15 protein-coding genes are annotated in these 19,448 nt (G+C 75.2%); 1 reads left to right on the top strand and 14 read right to left on the bottom strand.

The genetic code is table 11. The features are described 5' to 3' along the window. Positions 1-196 precede the first annotated feature (196 nt). From AYX06_RS00355 to dinB, 14 genes are all read right to left on the bottom strand, one after another. Positions 197-1,921, bottom strand: a complete 1,725-nt coding sequence (locus tag AYX06_RS00355) for a cell division protein FtsQ/DivIB (RefSeq protein WP_062733290.1) — start codon at positions 1,919-1,921, stop codon at positions 197-199. Continuing rightward, a complete protein-coding gene (gene murC / locus AYX06_RS00350; protein WP_062733287.1) occupies positions 1,921-3,324 on the bottom strand; it encodes a UDP-N-acetylmuramate--L-alanine ligase in 1,404 nt (467 codons plus the stop codon). Before murC ends, AYX06_RS00355 begins: the two co-directional genes overlap by 1 nt. Next, positions 3,314-4,441, bottom strand: coding sequence for an undecaprenyldiphospho-muramoylpentapeptide beta-N-acetylglucosaminyltransferase (gene murG / locus AYX06_RS00345; protein WP_062733284.1), 1,128 nt, complete (start codon positions 4,439-4,441; stop codon positions 3,314-3,316). Before murG ends, murC begins: the two co-directional genes overlap by 11 nt. Further along, on the bottom strand, positions 4,438-5,673 hold the full coding sequence (gene ftsW / locus AYX06_RS00340; protein WP_062733282.1) for a putative lipid II flippase FtsW: 1,236 nt from the start codon (positions 5,671-5,673) through the stop codon (positions 4,438-4,440). The genes murG and ftsW overlap by 4 nt, the downstream gene beginning before the upstream one ends. Continuing rightward, positions 5,670-7,193: a UDP-N-acetylmuramoyl-L-alanine--D-glutamate ligase gene (gene murD / locus AYX06_RS00335; protein WP_062733279.1), complete on the bottom strand. Its 1,524-nt coding sequence runs from the start codon at positions 7,191-7,193 to the stop codon at positions 5,670-5,672. Before murD ends, ftsW begins: the two co-directional genes overlap by 4 nt. Then, positions 7,190-8,305 carry a phospho-N-acetylmuramoyl-pentapeptide-transferase gene (gene mraY / locus AYX06_RS00330; RefSeq protein ID WP_062733276.1) on the bottom strand — a complete coding sequence of 372 codons (1,116 nt, stop codon included), beginning with the start codon at positions 8,303-8,305 and terminating at the stop codon, positions 7,190-7,192. Before mraY ends, murD begins: the two co-directional genes overlap by 4 nt. Next, entirely contained in the window at positions 8,302-9,906 is a 1,605-nt protein-coding gene (locus tag AYX06_RS00325; RefSeq protein ID WP_062733273.1) for a UDP-N-acetylmuramoyl-tripeptide--D-alanyl-D-alanine ligase, read from the bottom strand. The genes mraY and AYX06_RS00325 overlap by 4 nt, the downstream gene beginning before the upstream one ends. Next, positions 9,903-11,546 (bottom strand): UDP-N-acetylmuramoyl-L-alanyl-D-glutamate--2,6-diaminopimelate ligase, encoded by a 1,644-nt coding sequence (locus tag AYX06_RS00320; protein WP_062733270.1) that lies wholly within the window; start codon positions 11,544-11,546, stop codon positions 9,903-9,905. The genes AYX06_RS00325 and AYX06_RS00320 overlap by 4 nt, the downstream gene beginning before the upstream one ends. 94 nt (positions 11,547-11,640) lie before the next feature. Then, complete coding sequence (locus AYX06_RS00315) at positions 11,641-13,650, bottom strand: peptidoglycan D,D-transpeptidase FtsI family protein (RefSeq protein WP_062733268.1); 2,010 nt, start codon at positions 13,648-13,650, stop codon at positions 11,641-11,643. A 76-nt stretch (positions 13,651-13,726) separates the two neighbouring features. Continuing rightward, complete coding sequence (locus tag AYX06_RS00310; protein ID WP_232319350.1) at positions 13,727-14,437, bottom strand: hypothetical protein; 711 nt, start codon at positions 14,435-14,437, stop codon at positions 13,727-13,729. Continuing rightward, positions 14,434-15,435, bottom strand: a complete 1,002-nt coding sequence (gene rsmH, locus AYX06_RS00305) for a 16S rRNA (cytosine(1402)-N(4))-methyltransferase RsmH (protein ID WP_062733266.1) — start codon at positions 15,433-15,435, stop codon at positions 14,434-14,436. Before rsmH ends, AYX06_RS00310 begins: the two co-directional genes overlap by 4 nt. 222 nt (positions 15,436-15,657) lie before the next feature. After that, positions 15,658-16,089: a division/cell wall cluster transcriptional repressor MraZ gene (gene mraZ / locus AYX06_RS00300; protein WP_062736790.1), complete on the bottom strand. Its 432-nt coding sequence runs from the start codon at positions 16,087-16,089 to the stop codon at positions 15,658-15,660. A gap of 352 nt (positions 16,090-16,441) precedes the next feature. Continuing rightward, complete coding sequence (locus tag AYX06_RS00295) at positions 16,442-16,816, bottom strand: DUF3040 domain-containing protein (protein WP_062733264.1); 375 nt, start codon at positions 16,814-16,816, stop codon at positions 16,442-16,444. An 11-nt stretch (positions 16,817-16,827) separates the two neighbouring features. Beyond that, the gene (gene dinB, locus AYX06_RS00290) at positions 16,828-18,153 is read right to left on the bottom strand and encodes a DNA polymerase IV (protein ID WP_062733262.1); all 1,326 of its coding nucleotides are present in this window, start codon (positions 18,151-18,153) and stop codon (positions 16,828-16,830) included. 133 nt (positions 18,154-18,286) lie between these two features. Here dinB and AYX06_RS00285 point away from each other — a divergent pair, with 133 nt between their 5' ends. Further along, a complete protein-coding gene (locus AYX06_RS00285; protein ID WP_084271369.1) occupies positions 18,287-19,432 on the top strand; it encodes a polyprenyl synthetase family protein in 1,146 nt (381 codons plus the stop codon). Positions 19,433-19,448 lie beyond the last annotated feature (16 nt).

The raw sequence follows: 19,448 nt of genomic DNA, 5'->3' as shown, positions 1-19,448 counted from the left end.
TTCGATCGAAGGTGGAACGTCAGGCCGTCAGCTGCTTCTCCTGGCGGTTGGATGTCGGGTCAAGACTAACAACCGAGGGGACCACCTGCACGACAAGCCATACCGCTTTCGACACTTTTCGCCAAAACCGCAGGCCATGCCGGTGTGCGGCCCAGGTCTCAAGCTCTGGTGGAAGATGAGCCGCGGCGCGCGGTGCTCAGCGCACCACGGGGCGCGTGGGGCTGGACACGTCGTAGATCTCCACGCCGCTGCCGGCCCCGCGCGCCTCGACGAGCTCCCGGAGCACCTGCGCCTTCAGCTCGCTGTCCTCGGCGGTGCCCCACACGACGGTGCGGCCGTCGGTGAACGTCAGCTCCACAGAGGACAGGGACTCGGCCGAGGCCGTGCGCAGCTGGGCGAGGACGGACTCGGGCAGGGCGGCCAGCACGTCGGTGATGGCGTCGAACCGTTCGCCCTCCAGCACGTCGGGGCCGCCCGTGACCACCGGCACGGCGGCCTCCTCGGCGGTGGCCGCGGTGGCCAGCCGCACGCCCTCGGAGTCCACGACCGCGAACTCGTCGCCGTCCTGGACCGCGGCCACCGGCACCCGCTCGTGCAGCTCCACGATCAGGTGGTGCGGGGGCTCGAGCACGACCTCGATCGAGCGGACCTGCGGGATCGCGCCGACCCGCTCACGGACATCCTGCTTCGAGATCCGGGTCAGCGGGGTCCCGCGGTAGCCCTCCAGGGTCTCCTCGACGCCGGCGGGGTCGGTCAGCTGGGCGCCGCGCACGGTGATGTCCCGCACGGCGAGGGCCGGGGAGAGGAACAGCACGCCGGCGAGCACGGCGAGGGCTACGAGCGCCCCCAGGGCGGCGCCGAGCCGGCGGCGCCGGCGCCGGACGCCGGCCGAGGCGGGGAACGCGACGACGGTGGCCCCGGCCGCAGACGAACCGGCCGCAGTGGCACCGGCCGCGGTGGAACCGGCCCCGGTGGGACCGGCCGCGGTGGAACCGGCCCCGGTGGGACCGGCCGCGGTGGAACCGGCCCCGGTGGGACCGGCCGCGGTGGAACCGGCCCCGGTGGGACCGGCCGCGGTGGAACCGGCCCCGGTGGGACCGGCCGCGGTGGAACCGGCCCCGGTGGGACCGGCCGCGGTGGAACCGGCCCCGGTGGGACCGGCCGCGGTGGAACCGGCCCCGGTGGGACCGGCCGCGGTGGAACCGGCCCCGGTGGGACCGGCCGCGGTGGAACCGGCCCCGGTGGGACCGGCCGCGGTGGAACCGGCCCCGGTGGGACCGGCCGCGGTGGAACCGGCCCCGGTGGGACCGGCCGCGGTGGAACCGGCCCCGGTGGGACCGGCCGCGGTGGAACCGGCCCCGGTGGGACCGGCCGCGGTGGAACCGGCCCCGGTGGGACCGGCCGCGGTGGAACCGGCCCCGGTGGGACCGGCCGCGGTGGAACCGGCCCCGGTGGGACCGGCCGCGGTGGAACCGGCCCCGGTGGGACCGGCCGCGGTGGAACCGTGGTGGCCGGGCTCCGCCGGCACCCGGGAGGCGGTGAGCGTGCGGGACGGGGCGCGCTCCTGCCGGTGCCGGCGCCAGGCGCTGAACCGGCCGCCCGCCGCGGGGACCTCCACGAGCTCGTCCTCGTCGGAGACGGGCGAGACCTTGGTCCCGTCGTTCACGCGCACCCGTCCGCTCCGCCCCGCCCCTTCGGCGGGGAGGGCGGACCAGGGCCCGGCGGCGGACCGGTCCCCGGCGGTGTCCCCGGGAGCCCCGTCCCGGCCGTCTCCGGCGGGGGCGCCGGGGTCGAGGGGGCCCGGGGTGGGCGTTGCCGCGGCCGGGACCCCAGGGGCCTCCGGAGCCTCCGGGGCGGGGGTGCCGGCGTCCCGGGGGTCCTCCCCGAACCGGGGCTGGTGCGGTCGGCCGTGCCGGCTCATCAGCTCTCCCCGAGCCGGTCCACGAGCAGGGGGCCGAGCCGGGTGACGTCACCGGCCCCGACCGTGAGCACCAGGTCGCCGGGGCGGGCGGCACGGGCGGCCTCGGCGACCGCCTGCGCGCCGTCGGGGACGTAGCGGACGTGGGCGGGGGCGCGCTCGGTGATGACCTCGCTGGTCAGCCCCGCGACCGGCTGCTCGCGCGCGGCGAAGACGTCGATGACCAGGCTCTCGTCCGCGAGGGCGAGGGCGTCGGCGAACTCCGCGGCGAACTGCCGGGTCCGGGAGAACAGGTGGGGCTGGAAGATGGCGATCACCCGGTGCCCGCCGGCGACCTCCCGGGCCGCGGTGAGGGCCGCGACGACCTCGGTGGGGTGGTGGGCGTAGTCGTCGAAGACCCGCACGCCGCGGCCCTCGCCCCGCAGGTCGAAGCGCCGGGCCGAGCCGTGGAAACCGGCCAGCCCGCGTACGGCGTCCGCGGGCGGGACGCCGGCCTCGACGGCCACGCAGAAGGCGGCGGTGGCGTTGAGCACGTTGTGCCGCCCGGGCACCGCGAGCTCGAGCTGCTCCTCGCGGCGGTCGGCGCCCTCCCCCAGCACCAGGGTGCTGTGGGTGCGCAGCCCGTCGGTCCCGTGCGGGAGCACCCGCACGTCCGCGGTCGCGTCGGTGCCGTAGCTGACCACCCGTCCGCCCGCGGCCCGGTGCCGCTCGGCCAGGGCCCGCGAGCCGGGGTCGTCCTGGCAGGCCACGAGCAGCCCGTCCCCGGTCAGGGTCGCGGCGAAGTCGTCGAAGGCCTGGTAGAAGGCCTCGCGGGACGGGTAGAAGTCGAGGTGGTCCGGCTCGATGTTGGTGACCACCGCGACCCGGGGACCGTACTTCAGGAAGGAGCCGTCGGACTCGTCGGCCTCCGCCACGAACCACCGGCCGTCCCCGAGGGCGGCGTTGGCCCCGAGGTCGGCCACGTGCGCGCCGATCGCCCAGGAGGGGTGCCGGCCCGCGGCGTGCAGGGCCAGGGCGGCCATCGCGCTCGTGGTGGTCTTGCCGTGGGTGCCGGCCACCGCCACGACGTCGCGGCCGTGCATCGTGGCGGCCAGGGCGTCGGAGCGGTGCAGCACGCGCAGCCCGGCGGCCCGCGCCGCGGCGTACTCGGGGTCCTCCGGCGGGATGGCGGTGGAGACCACCACGGTCCGGGCCCCGGTGACGTGCTCGGCCCGCTGGCCCACGAACACCGTGGCGCCCAGGTCCTCGAGCTGGCGCAGCGCCGGGGAGTCCTGCCGGTCGGAGCCGCTGACCGGGACGCCGTGGGCGAGCATGAGCTTGGCGACGGCGGACATCCCGGCCCCGCCCATGCCGATGAAGTGCACCCGGCCCAGCCGGCCGGGGTCGAGCTGGTGCTCAGCGACCACGGGGGACCTCCTCGAGGATCAGCCGCGCCAGGACGGCGTCGGCGTCGCGCACGCCGTGCTCCCGGCTGGCGGCGGCCATGGCGGCGAGCCCGTCGGGCGCGGCCAGCAGCGGGTGGACGTGCTCGCGGTACCAGTCGGGGGTGAAGGCGTCGTCGGACACCAGCCGCGCCGCACCCGCGGCCACGAGGGAGGCGGCGTTGAGCGCCTGCTCGCCGTTGCCCACGGGCAGCGGCACGAACACGGCCGGGAGCCCGACGGCCGCGACCTCGGAGACGGTCGCCGCCCCGGCGCGGGCCACGAGCAGGTCCGCGGCGGCGTAGACCCGTTCCATGCCGTCGACGTACTCGACCTGCACGTAGCCGGGGGCCTCCAGCAGGGTGCCGTCGTCGCGGGTGACCTGCTTGCCGCGACCGGTGACGTGCAGCAGCTGGTGGCCGTGGGCGGCGACCTCCCCGGCCACCGCGGCCACGGTCCGGTTCATGTTCAGGGCCCCGGAGGAGCCGCCGGTGACCACGACGGTGGGCACGTCGGGGTCGAGCCCGAAGGACCGGCGGGCCTCGGCGCGCCGGCCCGCCCGGTCCAGGCCGGCGATCTCCCGGCGCATGGGCATGCCCACGGTGACGGCCCCGCGCAGGGGCGTGCCGGGGAACGCGGTGGCCACGGTCCGGGCCCAGCGCGCGCCCACCCGGTTGGCGAGGCCGGGGCGGGCGTTGGCCTCGTGCACCACGACGGGCAGCCCGCGCCGGGCGGCGGCGAGGTAGACGGGGGTGCAGACGTACCCGCCGACGCCGACCACCACGTCCGGGCGCACCCGGTCCAGGATCTCCCCCGCCTGCCGCACGGCGGCGAGCAGCCGCCCGGGCAGCCGGGCGAGGTCCACGGAGATCCGCCGGGGCAGCGGCACCCGGTCGACGAGCTCGAGCGCGAGCCCGGCCTGCGGCACGAGCCGGGTCTCCATCCCGGAGGCGGTGCCCACCGCCGTGAGCCGGGCTCCCGGGGCCTGCTCGCGCAGGGCGGCGGCCACGGCCAGCAGGGGGCTCACGTGCCCGGCGGTGCCGCCGCCGGCGAGCAGGACCGACGGGGCGGCGCCCTCGGTGGTCGGTTCGGACGGTGTCATGCGCGATCCTCGTTCGGGGTGCGGGGGCGGGGGGTGCGGGTGGGGACCGGGATCCGGCGCGGCAGGCGGGTGAAGGACATCACCACGCCGACGGCGGCCAGGCTCATCAACAACGAGGACCCACCGTAGCTGATGAACGGCAGGGGGACGCCGATCACCGGGAGCACCCCGGTGACCATGCCGATGTTGATGAAGGCCTGGCCCACCAGCCACGTCACCACGCACGCGGTGGCGATCCGCACGAACCGGCTGCGCGCGCGCAGGATGATCCGGGCCATCGCCAGGGTCATGACTGCGAACAGGGCGAGGATCAGCACCGTGCCCAGCAGCCCCAGCTCCTCGCCGATGATGGAGAAGATGTAGTCGTTGTGCGCCTCGGGCACGTAGTTGTACTTGAGCCGCGACTGGCCCAGGCCCACGCCCCACCAGCCGCCCGAGGCCAGGGCGTTGAGCCCCTGGTCGGCCTGGTAGCAGGCGTCGGTGGCGCCGCACTCGCCGAACAGCCAGCCGGTGATGCGGTCCACCCGGTGGGGCGCCGCGGCGATCGCGACCGCCCCCAGCGCGACCGCCCCGGCGGCGGCGACGGCGAACAGCCGCAGCGGCGCCCCGGCGAAGAACAGCGCGGCGGCGTAGATGAGCGCGAAGACCAGCGCGGTGCCGACGTCGTCGCCGAGCACGACCATCAGGGCGGGGAGCCCGATGCCCAGCGCCGAGGGCCACAGGGCCTGGCGCCAGTCGCGCACCGCGTCGCCCTGCCGGGCCAGGACCATCGCCAGCCACACGGACACGGCGAGCTTCGCGGCCTCGGAGGGCTGGAAGGACTGTCCGCCGACCACGATCCAGTTCCGGTTGCCGTTGATCTCCTGCCCCAGCGGGGTGAACACGAGCAGCAGGAGCAGCACGGCCAGGACCAGCAGCCCGGTGGCGCCGCGCCGGTACCAGGACGTGGGCACGAAGGAGAGCCCGAACATCAGCACGATGCCCAGGCCCGCGTACGTGGCCTGCTTCATGAAGTAGGAGTAGGCGGACTCCTGGGCGGAGATGGACTCCACCGCGGATGCGGAGAGGACCATCATGATGCCGATCCCGGTGAGCAGCAGCACGGACCCGGCCAGCGCGTAGTAGGAGTGGACGAGCGGGCCGTCCACGAGCGCGCGCCAGAAGCGCCGCAGCCCGCCCCGGGGCCCGGGCGCGCTCACCGCGGCACCGGGGCGGTCCTGGAGCTGCGTCACGACAGCCGCTCCACGAGCTCGGCGACCTCGCGGATGAACGCGTCGCCCCGGTGGGCGTAGGAGGTGAACTGGTCCATCGACGCGGAGGCCGGGGCCATCAGCACGGTGTCCCCCCGCTGCGCCGCCCCGTGGGCCAGGCGCACCGCCGCGGCCATCACGGCGTCCCCGTCCGCGGCGCCGTCCGCCCCGGCCGGCAGGACGGGCACGGCGGGGGCGTGCTCGGCGAGGGCCGCGAGCAGCCCGTCGTTGTCCGTGCCGATGAGCACCACCGTGCGCAGCCGGTCCGCGTGCCGGGCCACGAGCCGGTCGTAGGACACCCCCTTGGAGAGCCCGCCGGCGATCCACACCACCGAGCCGAAGGCCGACAGGGCGGCGTCCGCGGCGTGCGGGTTGGTGGCCTTGGAGTCGTTGACCCACACGACCCCGTGCGTGGTGGCCACGGCCTGGATCCGGTGGTCGCCGGGCTCCCAGGCGCGCAGCCCGTCCCGCACGGCCTCCGGGGGCGCGCCGGCGGCGCGGGCCAGCGCCGCGGCGGCCAGGGCGTTGGCGACCCCGTGCGGGGTCGGGATCGGCCCGGTGTCCGCCACGGAGGCGAGCTCGAGGGCGGAGCCGCGCCGGTCCTCGAGGAACGCCCGGTCCACGAGCAGGTCCTCGACCAGGCCGAGCATGCTCACGTCGGGGGTCTCCAGGGTGAAGCCCACGGCGCGGCAGCCCTCCACGACGTCGGCCTCCTCGACCATCCGCACGGTCTCGGGCTGCTGGGCGTTGTAGACGCACGCCACCCGGGTGTGCTCGAAGATCCGCGACTTGTCCGCGACGTAGTTCGCGTAGCCGCCGTGCCAGTCCACGTGGTCCTCGGCGACGTTGAGCACCACCGAGGCCAGCGGGGACACCGAGTGCGCCCAGTGCAGCTGGAAGCTGGAGAGCTCCACCACGAGTACGTCGTGCTCCACCGGCTCGCGCAGCGCGTCGAGGACCGGGGTGCCCACGTTGCCCACCGCCGCCACGGTGAACCCGGCGGCCCGCAGCATCGCCTCCGTCATCCCCACCGTGGTGGTCTTGCCGTTGGTGCCGGTGACGCACACCCACTCGGCGGTCCTGCGCCCGGCGCGCTCCCGGACCCGCCAGGCGAGCTCGACGTCGCCCCAGATCTGGATCCGCTCGGCGGCCGCGGCGGCCAGCAGCGGGGAGTCGGGCCGCAGCCCGGGAGAGGTGACCACCAGCTCGGGCCGCTCGCCGTCGACGTCGGGCACGGAGGACTGGTGCTGCTCCCCCAGCAGGACGTCGGCGGCGCCCACGATCCGCAGGGTGTCGGCCTTGCCGCGGGTCGCGGGGGTGTCCGCCCCGTCGACCACCACGACGCGGGCGCCCAGCTCGATCAGGGTGTCGGCGGCGGCGAAGCCGGACACGCCGATCCCGGCCACGACCACGCGCAGCCCGGACCAGTCCGCGTCCCAGCCGGTGAGCCCGGCCAGCCGCGGCCGGTTCAGGACGGGGTTGTCGTTGCTCGCGTGGATCATTGGATCATTCCTCCGTGGGAGAGCAGCCAGTCGCCGTAGAAGACGCCGAGCGCGGCCGCGACGAACAGCCCGGCGATGATCCAGAAGCGGACCACGATGGTCACCTCGTTCCAGCCCTTGAGCTCGAAGTGGTGCTGCAGGGGCGCCATCTTGAAGATGCGCTTGCCGCCGGAGAGCTTGAAGTAGCCGACCTGCAGGATCACGGAGACCGTGATCACCACGAACAGCCCGGCGATCAGCACGAGCAGCAGCTCGGTGCGGGTCAGCACGGCGAAGGCGGCCAGCGCCCCGCCGAGGCCGAGGGAGCCGGTGTCGCCCATGAAGATCTTCGCCGGGGAGGTGTTCCACCACAGGAAGCCCACCAGGGCGCCCACCAGGGCGGACGCGGTCAGGGCGAGGTCGGCGGCGTCGCGCACCTCGTAGCACACGCCCTCGGCCACCGTCCCGCACAGGTGGGTGTTCTGCCACATGGCGATCAGCATGTAGCCGCTGAACACCAGGATGGACGCCCCGGTGGCGAGCCCGTCCAGGCCGTCGGTGAGGTTCACGGCGTTGGTGGTGGCCGTGGCGATGAGGTTGACCCAGACCACGAAGAGCAGCGCCCCGAGCACGGAGCCGGCGAAGGCGAGGTCCAGGGCGGTGTCCCGGGTGAAGGAGATCGCCGAGGACGCGGCGGTCGAGCCCTCCGGGTCAGGCACGAGCAGCACGAGCAGGGCGAACGCCGTGCCGATCAGCCCCTGGAGCACGATCTTGCCCAGGGGGCTCAGGCCCAGGTTCTGCTTCTTGGCGATCTTCTTGTAGTCGTCGATGAACCCGACCAGGCCCATGCCGAGCATGAGCAGCAGCGCGGAGAGCCCGGAGAGGGTCATCCCGCCGTAGGAGGGCCACAGCAGCCCGGAGGCCAGGTGGGTGAGGCCGTAGGCGAGCACCACGGAGCCGAGGATCGCGACGCCGCCCATCGTGGGCGTGCCGCGCTTGGTGTGGTGGCTGGTCGGCCCGTCGTCGCGGATGAACTGGCCGTAGCCGCGGCGGGCGAGGAACTTGATGAAGGCCGGGGTCCCGAACAGGGACAGTACGAGGGCGAGCCCGGCGGCCATGAGGATCTGGATCATGCCCGCTCGTCCCCCTCGGCGGCGGCGCCCGGGGTGACCGGGCGTCCGCTCGCGTCGAGGGAGGCGTTGACGAAGGGCCCCGCCGAGCGCCAGTGGTCGCCGCGTGCGGGGGCGTCGTTGCCGGGCGCGGGCCCGTCGGCGCCGGCGGCGGCGGTGGCCGCGACCCGCTCGCCCAGCACCCCGAGGCCGGAGGCGTTGGAGGCCTTGAACAGGACGATGTCGCCCGGGGCCAGTTCCCGGCGCAGGATCTCCTCGGCCTCCTCGGCCGTGGCCACCCAGGTGGCCTCGTTGCCCCAGGAGCCCTCCAGCTGGGCGGCGTCGTAGACGGGGCGGGCGAGCTCGCCCACCGCGACCAGCTTGGAGATGTTGAGCCGCACGACCATGCGGCCCAGGGCGTCGTGCTCCTCCACGGTGCTGTCCCCGAGCTCGAGCATGCCGCCCAGCACCGCCCACGTGCGGCGGGGGGCGGTGCCGTCGGCCCCGCGGCCCAGCTGGGCGAGGGTCTGCAGCGCCGCGCGCATCGACTGCGGGTTGGCGTTGTAGGCGTCGTTGACCACGCTGACCCCGTCGGCCCGCTCGGTGCGCTCCATCCGCCACCGGCTCGCGGGGCCCTGGGCGTTGAGCGAGGCGGCGATCCGCTCCGGGGCCACCCCGGCCACGAAGGCCGCGGAGGCGGCCGCGAGGAGGTTGCTCACGTGGTGCTCCCCGATGAGCCGGGAGACGATCCGGTGCGCGGAGCCGTCGGGGAAGTGCAGCAGGAACTCGGGGCTGCCGCCGGGCCCGAGGCGCACCTCGGTGGCGTGGACCCGGGCGGCCGGGACGTCCGGCAGGGCGTTGGCCGGGGACTCCCCGAAGAACAGCACGGGGGCGGCGGTGCGCCGGTGCATCTGCCGCACCAGGGCGTCGTCGTCGTTGAGGACGGCCACCCCGTCGGCGCGCAGGGACTCCACCATCTCGCCCTTGGCCCGGGCGATGTTGGCGACGCCGCCGAACTCCCCGGCGTGGGCGGAGCCCACGCACAGCACCACCCCGACGTCGGGGCGGACCATCCGGCACAGGTAGTCGATGTTGCCGATCCGGGTGGCGCCCATCTCGACCACGAGGTAGCGCGTCTCGGCGGTGCACTCGAAGACCGTCAGCGGCACCCCGACCTCACCGTTGTACGAGCCGCGGGGGGCGACCGTGGGGCCCTCGGCGGAGAAGATGCCGCGGAGCAGGTCCTTGGTGGTCGTCTTGCCCACGGATCCGGTCACCGCGACGACCGTGACCTCGTGGTCGGCGCGCAGCTGGGCCACGACCCACGCGGCCAGCCGGCCCATCGCCTCGACCACGTCGGGCACGAGGACGCCCGGGTAGGTCGCGCCGGCGGCGTCGGTCACCTCCCGCTCCACCAGGGCCAGCACCGCCCCGGCGGCGAAGGCCGCGCCCACGTACTCGTGGCCGTCGGTGACCTCGCCCGGCTTCGCCACGAACAGCGTCCCGGGGCGCGCCTCGCGGGAGTCGGTCGTGACGTGCCCGACGACGACCTCCCGCGCGGCGGCGTCGCCGACGGCGCGCCCGCCGGTGATCTGCGCGATCTGTGCTGCGGTCAGTTCGATCATCGGTCCTCCCTACGGCCCTGCTGCGCGTCGGCCAGTGCGGCCCGCAGCTCTTCCCTGTCGTCCAGCGGGTGGTCCACGCCCCGGATCTCCTGGACCGTCTCGTGCCCGCGGCCGGCCACGAGCACGGAGTCGCCCGGTCCCGCCATGGCCACCGCGGCCCGGATGGCCACGGCCCGCGGTGCGAGCACGAGCACCTCCTGGGCGCGGGCGCCGGCGGCCGCCCGCGCTCCGGCGGCGACCTCCTCGCGGATCCCGGCCGGCTCCTCGTCGTGGGGGTCGTCGTCGGTGACGATCACCACGTCGGCGTGCCGGGCGGCGATCGCGCCCATGACGGGGCGCTTGGTCCGGTCCCGCTCCCCGGTGGCGCCGAAGACCACGATCACCCGGCCCTGCCCGTCGGGCGGCTCCACGGCGGCGAGCGCCCGGCGGAGGGCGTCGGGATTGTGCGCGAAGTCGACGACGGCGGTCGGCTCGGTGCCGATCAGCTGCATCCGCCCGGGCACGTCCGTGGTGAGCGGGTCCTCCTCGTCGAGCGCGCGCTGCAGCTGCCCGACGTCGACCCCGGAGGCCAGCACCATCACCACGGCGAGCGCGGCGTTGGCGACGTTGAAGTCCCCCGGCAGACCGGTGGACACGCGCAGCGAGCGGCCGTCCCGGTGCACCAGGGTGAAGGAGTGGCCGATGCCGCGGCGGGTCAGGGCGGTCAGGGTCCAGTCGGCGCCGTGCCGGTCCGGCCCGGTGTCCCGGTCCTCGGCCACGTCGCCGCGCAGGGCGATCGTGTCCACCCGGTCCGCGCCGAGCTGCGCCCGGGCGTGGGCGGCCATGCGGGCGCCCCAGACGTCGTCCTCGTCCTGGAGCACCACCACGGCGCGGCCGGTCCGCCCGGGCGTGAACAGGCGGGCCTTCACGGAGAAGTACTCCTCCATGGACCCGTGGAGGTCCAGGTGGTCCTGGGTGAGGTTGGTGAACCCGGCGACGTCGAAGCGGACCCCGTCGACCCGGTGGAACTCCAGGGCGTGGGAGGAGACCTCCATGGACGCCGCGGTGATGCCGCGCTCGCGCATGAGGGCGAGCAGGGCGTGCACGTGCGGGGCCTCGGGGGTGGTCAGCCGGGAGGGGATGGCCTGCTCCCCGGCGAGGATCTCGATGGTGCCGATCAGCCCGGTCGTGCGGCCGAGCGCGCGCAGCAGCGAGTTGGTGAAGTAGGTCGTGGTGGTCTTGCCGTTCGTCCCGGTCACCGCCAGGAGCACCGGGGCGGTGCCGTCCTCGGGCCGGGAGCCGTAGACGCGGGCCGCGATCGTCCCGACCGACCGGCGGGGGTCCGGGGCCACGACGACGGGCAGGTCCACGCGGGCGCGCTCGAGCAGGCCGGCGCCCTCCGCGTCGGTGAGCACCGCGGCCGCTCCCGCCCGCTCGGCCTGTTCCGCGAACTGCGCCCCGTGCGCCCGGGCCCCGGGCAGCGCCGCGTAGAGGTCCCCCGGGCGCAGCTGCCGGGAGTCCAGGGAGATGCCGGTGACGTCCACGGTGCGGGCCGGGGCCGCCGCCCCGGTCAGCCGCGCCGCCTCCGTGAGGCTCAGCGGGCGGGGCCTGGCGGGGCGCATCGTCTGCGCGTCGTGTCCCTGCTGGGCTGTCGCGTCCATCAACGTCCTTCGGGGTCTGGGGGGCGGGTGGGTGGTCCGCCGGGTGCTGGGGGGAAGGTGCCCGGGGGGTCTCCGGGCACAGCGATACGGAAGTCTAGTCGCCCTCGTCGGCCCGCCGGGACGGGCCCGTCCCGGCGGCACCCGGATCCACGGTGGCCCCGGCCGCGCCCGACTCCTGCTCCGCGGGGTCCTGCGCGGCGCTGTCCGCGGAGTCGGTGGTGCCCTCCCCGGTGCCCTCCCCCGTGTCCTCCGCGGTGTCCTCCGCGGTGTCCTCCGTCCCGACGACGTCCGGGGCGGCGTCCTCCGGGGCGGTCTTCTCCGGCTCGTCCGTGCGCAGGGGGATCTCCACGGGCTCGTCGGTCGAGGGCGGGACGTCGTAGTGGCGCAGCACCTGCCCCATGATCTTGCTGAACGTGCCGGTCGTGCCGATGCTGCGGACGTCGCCCTGGGGGCGCTGGAGGGTCACGGCCACGAGGTACTGGGGGTCCTCGATGGGCGCCACGCCGACGAAGGAGGTGGTGTAGCCGTCGTAGCCGCCCTGCGCGCCGGGGGCCTCGGCGGTGCCGGTCTTCCCGCCCACGCGGTAGCCCTCCACGGCGGCCTCCTTGGCGCCGCCCTCGGTGACGGTGACCTCCATCATGTCCAGGACCTGCTCCGACGTCGCCTCGGAGATGATCCGCTCGCCCTCGGGGCGCTCGACCGGGGTGCGGGTGCCGTCGGGGTCGATGACGGCCTCGACGACGCGCGGCTCCACCTGGACGCCGCCGTTGGCGATGGCCTGGAAGACGGTGGCGGTGCGCAGGGGCGTCTGGGACACGCCCTGGCCGAAGAGCACGGTGTACTGCTGGCGCTTGTCCCACTGGTCGGCCGCGGCCAGGATGCCCGGCGACTCCCCCGGCAGCTCGATCCCCGTGGTCTCGCCCACCCCGAAGCGCTGCATCCAGTCGTGGCGCTGCTCGCGGGAGAGCTGGCTGCCGACCATCACGGTGCCCGTGTTCATCGAGTCGGCGATGATCCCGGCGAACGTGCGGTCCTGCTCGCCGTGGTCGAAGGAGTCGGTGATCTTCTCCCCGTCGATCTCCAGGAACGGCGGCACCGTGATCTCCGTCCAGGGGGTGGCCAGGCCCTCCTCCACGGCGGCCGCGGCGGTGAGGATCTTCTGGGTGGAGCCCGGTTCCACGGCCTGGGTCACGGCCCGTGCCCCGAGGTCCTCGGCGTCCGCCGAGCCGATGTCGTTGGGGTCCACGGTCGAGGAGTCCGCCAGCGCCAGCACCGCGCCGTCCTCGATGCGCATCACCACCGCGGTGCCCCAGTCGGCGTCGAGCTCCTGGGCGCGCTCGGTGACCGCCTGCTGGGCGATGAACTGGACGTCGCTGTCGATGGACAGCTGCACCGAGGACCCGTCCACCACGGGGCTCTCCTCGGTGGGGGCCACCGGGATGCGCACCCCGTCGGCGCTGATCTCGAAGGTGCGGCTGCCGTCCGTGCCGCGCAGCAGCTCGTCCTGGGTCTGCTCGATCCCGCCGAGGGCCTCGTCGTCGCCGCCCATGAAGCCGACCACGCTGCCGGCCACGGGCCCGTTGGGGTAGATCCGGTCCGAGGACGGCTGCCCGTAGACGTAGGGCAGGTCGAGCTCGCGCACGGTGTTCCACTGCTCGGGGGTGACCCCGCGGGCCACGTACTCGAACGGCTTGTCCCCGTCGAGGGAGTCCTTGACCTCCGCGTCCTCGAGCTCGAGGGCGTCGGCGAGCTGGTACACCGCCTGCGTGGGCGTGACGGTCTCGGTGGTGCCGTCGGCCTTCAGCCGCTCGAACTCCCGGACCTTGCTCTGGTCCACCGTGACGTCGTAGCGCTGCAGCGTCCGCGCGAGCACGTTGCCCTCGGTGTCGCGGATCTCCCCGCGCTGGGCCGGGACCACCTCGGTGCGGGAGCGGTCCGTGGCGGCGGCCTCGGCCCGGCCGGAGACGTCGAAGCCCTGGACCCACACGAGGCGCAGTCCCAGCACCACCAGCAGGGCCAGCACGAGGAGCACGCCCACGTGGCTGCGGCCGAGGCCGGGTGCGCCGGGGCTGCCGTCGGTGGGCGTCGAGCGTGCGCGTGCCACGTGAATGCCTCGTTCCTGGTCTCGGCTGGGGGTCTCCGGTGAGCTGCTGGGTGCGGGGGCGGTGTCGGCGCCCCGGTCACTCCCCGGGCGCGCGCTGCTGCGGGGCCGGCAGGGTCCCGCCGCCGAGCCCGGCGTCCGGTGCCGCGTCCTCGCGGGCCCGCCGTTCGGCGTCCTCCCGCTGCTGCTCCGCCTTCTCCCGCTCGCGGTCCTCCGCGCGCTGGGCGGCGCGGTCCGCCGCCTCCGAGCCGGTCTGCTGCGCGTGGTCGACGAGGATCTCGTGGTTCTCCTGCGGCTGCGCCGGCAGGGGGTCGCCCTCGACGGACCCGGTCGTGAGGTCCACCGTGCCCGAGCCCTGCGCCGGGACCATGCCGAGGTCCGAGGCCATCACCGCGAGGTTCTGCGGGGCGTCGTAGAACTCGAGGTCCTGGGTGAGGGCCTCGTTCTGCTGGCTGAGCGCCTGCTCCTGGGCGCGCAGCTCCACCAGCCGGTACTGGCCCCCGGAGATCTGGATGTTCAGGACGAGGATGGAGGCCAGCGCGACGACGAGCGCGAGCAGGCTCAGCGCCACCGTGGAGACCCGCCCCCGCCGGGCGCGGCCGGGCACCACGGACAGGGGTGCGCGGGTGGACCCGCCGGTCTCCGGCGCGGGCGGGGCCGGGGTCTCGAGCTGACGGGCGGAGCTGCCGTCCACCGGCGGGCGCTGGCCGCGCCGGGCGGCCCACGCCCCGATGCCGGTGCGCGGAGGAGCCGGGCGGGCCGGTCGTCGCTGGAGTCCGGTGCCGCTCATGCGTTGTACCTCTGCGCGTTCTGTGGGGAGTGCGGTGGGTTCTGCCGGATCCGCTCGGCCGCCCGCAGGCGCGCCGAGGCGGCCCGGGGGTTCTCCTCGACCTCCCGGGGGGTGGGGGTCTCGGTGCCCCGGGTGAGGATCCGCAGCGTGGGCTTGTGCTCGTCGAGCTCCACGGGGAAGCCCTTGGGCGCGGTGGAGGTGGCGCCGGCGGCGAAGGCCTGCTTGACGATCCGGTCCTCCAGGGAGTGGTAGCTCATCGCCACGACCCGCCCGCCCACGGGCACGGCGTCCAGCGCGGCGGGCACGGCCCGGCGCAGGACGTCGAGCTCCTCGTTGACCTCGATCCGCAGCGCCTGGAAGGTCTGCTTGGCCGGGTGGCCCTTGCGGTGCTGGGCGCCCTGGGGCACCGCCGCGCGGACGACCTCGACGAGCTCGCCCGTGGTGCGGAGCGGGGCCTGCGCCCGGCGCTGCACCACGGCCCGGGCGATCCGGGACGCGAAGCGCTCCTCGCCCCAGTCGCGCAGGATCCGGCGCAGGTCGGCCTCGCTGTAGTCGTTGAGCACGTCCTGGGCCGTCACGGGCGCGGTGGAGTCCATCCGCATGTCCAGCGGGGCGTCGTAGGAGTAGGCGAAGCCGCGCTCCCGCTCGTCGAGCTGGAGCGACGAGACCCCGAGGTCGAACAGGACCGCGTCCGCGGCGGCGAAGCCGTGCTGGGCGAGGGCCTCGGGGATCCGGTCGTAGGTGGTGTGCACCGGGTGGAACCGGTCCCCGAACGGGGCCAGCCGCGCCCCGGCCAGGGCGTGCGCCTGCGGGTCCCGGTCGATGGCCACGAGCTGCAGCCGGGGGAAGCGCCGCAGCAGCGCCTCGGAGTGACCGCCCATGCCCATCGTCGCGTCCACCGCCACGGCACCGTCCTCGGCGAGCGCGGGGGCCATCAGGTCCAGGCAGCGCTCGAGCAGCACGGGGACGTGGAGCTGCTCGGCTGGGCGTTGCGCCATGGGCCCTCTCTTCGGCGGTCGGTCGGTCTGGGGTGGCCGGCGCCGGGTCGACGCCGTGGTGGGGCCGCGGGCGTTCCAGGATCAGAACCCCATCCGCTGGCCGTCCCTCGAATCCGGCCTGGCTCAGGGGAAGGTGAGCCAGGACGGTGACGGCTGTGCGGCTGGAGATCTCATCCGGGAGGCGGTGCCGCGCCCCGCGGGTGATGGTCGGCGACCCTGTGCTCAGAAGAGCCCGGGTACCACTTCCTCCTCGGTCTCGGAGAAGACGGCCTCCTTCTCGTTCAGGTACTCGTTCCACGCCTGGGCGTCCCAGATCTCCGCCCGGGTGCCCGCGCCGATCACTGCGAGCTCCCGGTCCAGGCCGGCGTACTCCCGCAGCGGCGGCGGAATGGTGACGCGGCCCTGCTTGTCCGGGACCTCGTCCGAGGCGCCCGAGAGAAAGACCCTGATGTAGTCCCGGGCCTGCTTCGAGGACAGCGGCGCCGCCCTCAGCTGCTCGTGGACCCGCTCGAACTCGCGGACGCTGAAGACGTACAGGCACCGCTCCTGACCTCGCGTCAGGACCAGTCCCTCAGCCAGCTCCTCCCGGTATTTCGCCGGCAGGATCAGGCGGCCCTTCTCGTCGAGACGGGGTGAGTACGTTCCGAGAAACATGCTCACCGCCTCTCCAGCCCGAGAGTTCTCCCAGATCCATCTCTTCGCCCCACTTTACTCCACTTCACTCCCCGGTCAACGAAACCGGGGCCCGCCCGGCCCGGCGTGGCGCGGCGGTCGGCGCGTGCGCCCGGCATCGCCCCAGGTGGGGTGGGCGGTGCCGGGGTGGGGGCCCGGAGAGGCCGGCGGGGAGGAGAGTGGAGGGGCCGGCGGCGGCAGCGGCCCCCGGCACGAAGAAGCTCCCCGGCGGGACGCCGGGGAGCTGTTCGGAGACGGTGCGGGCGCCCTGCGGGGCGCCGGGGTGGAGGGTGGTGGAGGGGCCGGCCGCGCAGCGCTGCGCTGTGGCCCCGGGCTAGGGCTGGCCCCCGGAGTTGCGCTGGTCCCAGCGCTGCTCGAGGTTCTGCAGGAAGGGCGAGGACCGGCGCGGCGAACCGCCCTTGCCGCTGGCCCCCTCGGCGCGGGGCTTGCCGGAGCGCAACGTGGCGACATAGACGCCGGCGCCCATGACGACGAAGCCCAGCACCCCCAGCAGGACGGACTTGAGGACGACCCCACCGAGCAGGACGAGCAGGCCGACGACGGCGATGACGATCCCGAGGACGATGTTGCGGGTGGACGCGCCCCGGACGGCACGGGACCCCATGCTCGTCACGAACCGCGGGTCGTCCGCGTGGAGCTGCTTCTCGAGCTGGGCCAGGAGCTGTTGCTCGTGCTCGGACAGTGGCACGGTATGCCTCCTCATCCTTCGGGTGCGGAAATCCCCGGCTGTTCCGGCGCCGCCTGGTACCAGGATAGACCGTCGGCTGTGGATTGTGCACCGCGCGCGCGGCTGTCAACAGCCTTGGAATTGCCTTGCCGCTCGCGCGGTGCGGCGGGCAGCAGGCGGGCCGGACCGAGCCGGTCCGCCCCGAACCGGGCGTGCACCCGGTCCATGGCCTCCTCGGCGGCTCCCCACTCCTCCTCGCGGCCGTCGAGGCTCAGCTGCAGGGCGTCCGTGGACTGCTCCAGGGCCTCGGCGCGGATGCCGAGGAGGCGCACCGCCTGCGGGCGGTGCCCCAGCTCCTCGAGCAGGCCGGCACCGTGCTGGAGGAGGTCGTGGGCGGAGGTGAACGGCTGGGACAGGGTCCGCGAACGGGTGAGGGTGGTGAAGTCGGCGTAGCGCAGCTTGAGCCCCACCCGGCGGGCCCGCAGCCCCTGGCGCCGCAGCCGCGAGGCGGTCCGGTGGCTGAGCCGGAGCAGGACCTCGTGCAGCACCCGGTCGTCGGAGACGTCCTGCGGGAAGGTCTCCTCCGCGCCCACGCTCTTCTCCTCCCGCACCGGCACCACCGGGCGCGGGTCCCGGCCGTTGGCCAGTTCGTGCAGGTGGTGCCCCGCGGCCCGGCCGACCACCCGGGTGAGCTGGGGCAGCGGCGCGGCCGCGAGGTCGCCGACCTGCCGCAGGCCCGCACCGATCAGGGCCTCCGCCGTGCGGCCGCCGACCCCCCACAGGGCCGTGACCGGCAGCTCCGCGAGGAACGCGACCGTGTCCTCCGGCTGCACCAGCAGCAGCCCGTCGGGCTTGGAGCGGGTGGAGGCGATCTTGGCGACGGTCTTGTTCACCCCGATGCCCACGGAGGCCGTGAGCCCCAGCTCCTCCTGCACCCGCGCGCGCAGCGTCCGGGCGATGCCCACCGGCGGGCCGAGACGCCGGACGGCGCCGGCGACGTCCAGGAAGGCCTCGTCCACGCTGATCTGCTCCACCCGGTCGGTGATCTCCCAGAACATGGCCATGACCCGCCGCGAGTAGGCCTCGTAGGCGCTGCGGTGCGGCTCGAGGAGCACGGCGCCCGGGCACATGGCGCGGGCGCGGGCCAGCGGCATGCCCGAGCGCACGCCGAAGGCCCGTGCCTCGTAGGAGGCGGAGAGGACGACGGAGCGGTGCCCCGAGCCGGCGACGATGACGGGCCGGCCGCGCAGCCCGGGGGCGGCGAGGAGCTCCACGCCGACGTAGAACATGTCCATGTCGACGTGCATGACGGCACACGCCCGCCAGCGGTCCAGCCGGTCCTTCGGCGTCTCGGTCACCGCGCCCTCCTCCTGCGTCCGGCACAGCATAGTTCCCGGCCCGGACATCCGGGCCCCTTCGCTAGGCTGGGCGCAGTCCGCGGACGGCCGCCCGGCCCGTCCTCCGCCGCCCGAGATCGAGGTCGTTCCGCCCATGACGTCACCGTCCCTGCCGCACTCCTCCCCCGCGCGTGCCGACACCGTGCCGCGCGAGGCGCCCGAGGACGCCTTCCGGGCCGAGGACGGTCGTTTCGTCGACCGGCTGCACGCCGAGCTGGAGCGCTTCTTCGAGGGCCAGCGCGACGTCCTCGGGGCCATCTCGGCGGACACCCTGCCGCTGCTGGAGGCCGTCGCCGGGCTCTCCTCCGGGGGCAAGCGGCTGCGCGCGCGGCTGTGCTACTGGGGCTGGCGGGCGGCGGGCGGCGACCCGGAGGACCCCGCGGTGGTCCGGGCAGGGGCGGCCCTGGAGCTCTTCCAGTCCGCCGCGCTGATCCACGACGACGTCATCGACCGCTCCGACACCCGCCGCGGCGCGCCCAGCGTCCACCGCCGCTTCGAGGCCCTGCACGCCGAGCACGGCTGGACCCTGGACGGGCCCGCGTTCGGGGTCGCGGCCGCGATCCTCTCCGGGGACCTGTGCCTGTCCTGGAGCGAGCAGCTGTTCGCCGGCGCGGCCGCGCCGGGGGCGGCGCGGGCCCGGGCCGTGTTCGACCTCATGCGCTCGGAGGTGATGGTCGGCCAGTACCTGGACGTGCAGGGGGAGGTCGCCGGTGCAGGGCAGGACCGTGCCGGCGCGGTGCAGCGGGCGCTGGACGTGATCCGCTACAAGTCGGCGAAGTACTCGGTGGAGCACCCCGTGGTCCTGGGGGCCGCCCTCGCGGGCGCGCCGGAGGCGGTGCTCGAGCGCTGCTCGGCGTTCGCGCTGCCCCTGGGCGAGGCGTTCCAGCTGCGCGACGACGTCCTGGGCGTGTTCGGCGACCCGGCCACCACGGGCAAGCCCGCCGGGGACGACCTGCGCGAGGGCAAGCGCACGGTGCTGGTGGGCTACGTGCGCCGGCTCGGCGACGAGGAGCAGATCGCCCGGCTCGAGGCCGCCCTGGGCCGGGCCGACCTGGGCGAGAGCGACGTGGCGGAGCTCCGCGCGGTCATCACCGGCTGCGGCGCCCTGGGCGCCACGGAGGAGCTCATCGACGCGCTCAGCGCCGAGGCCTTCGCGGCGCTGGACCGGCTCGGCGCCGGCCCGGTGCCCCTGGCCGCGCTGCGCGGGCTCGCCGCGGCGGCGGTGCGCCGCTCGTCCTGACGCGCCCGGGCGCCGG

The sequence above is a fragment of the Kocuria turfanensis genome (assembly GCF_001580365.1).
Taxonomy (GTDB): Bacteria; Actinomycetota; Actinomycetes; order Actinomycetales; family Micrococcaceae; genus Kocuria; species Kocuria turfanensis.
The sequence above is the reverse complement of the archived record's forward strand: the minus strand, read 5'-3'. Positions and strand labels throughout refer to the sequence as shown.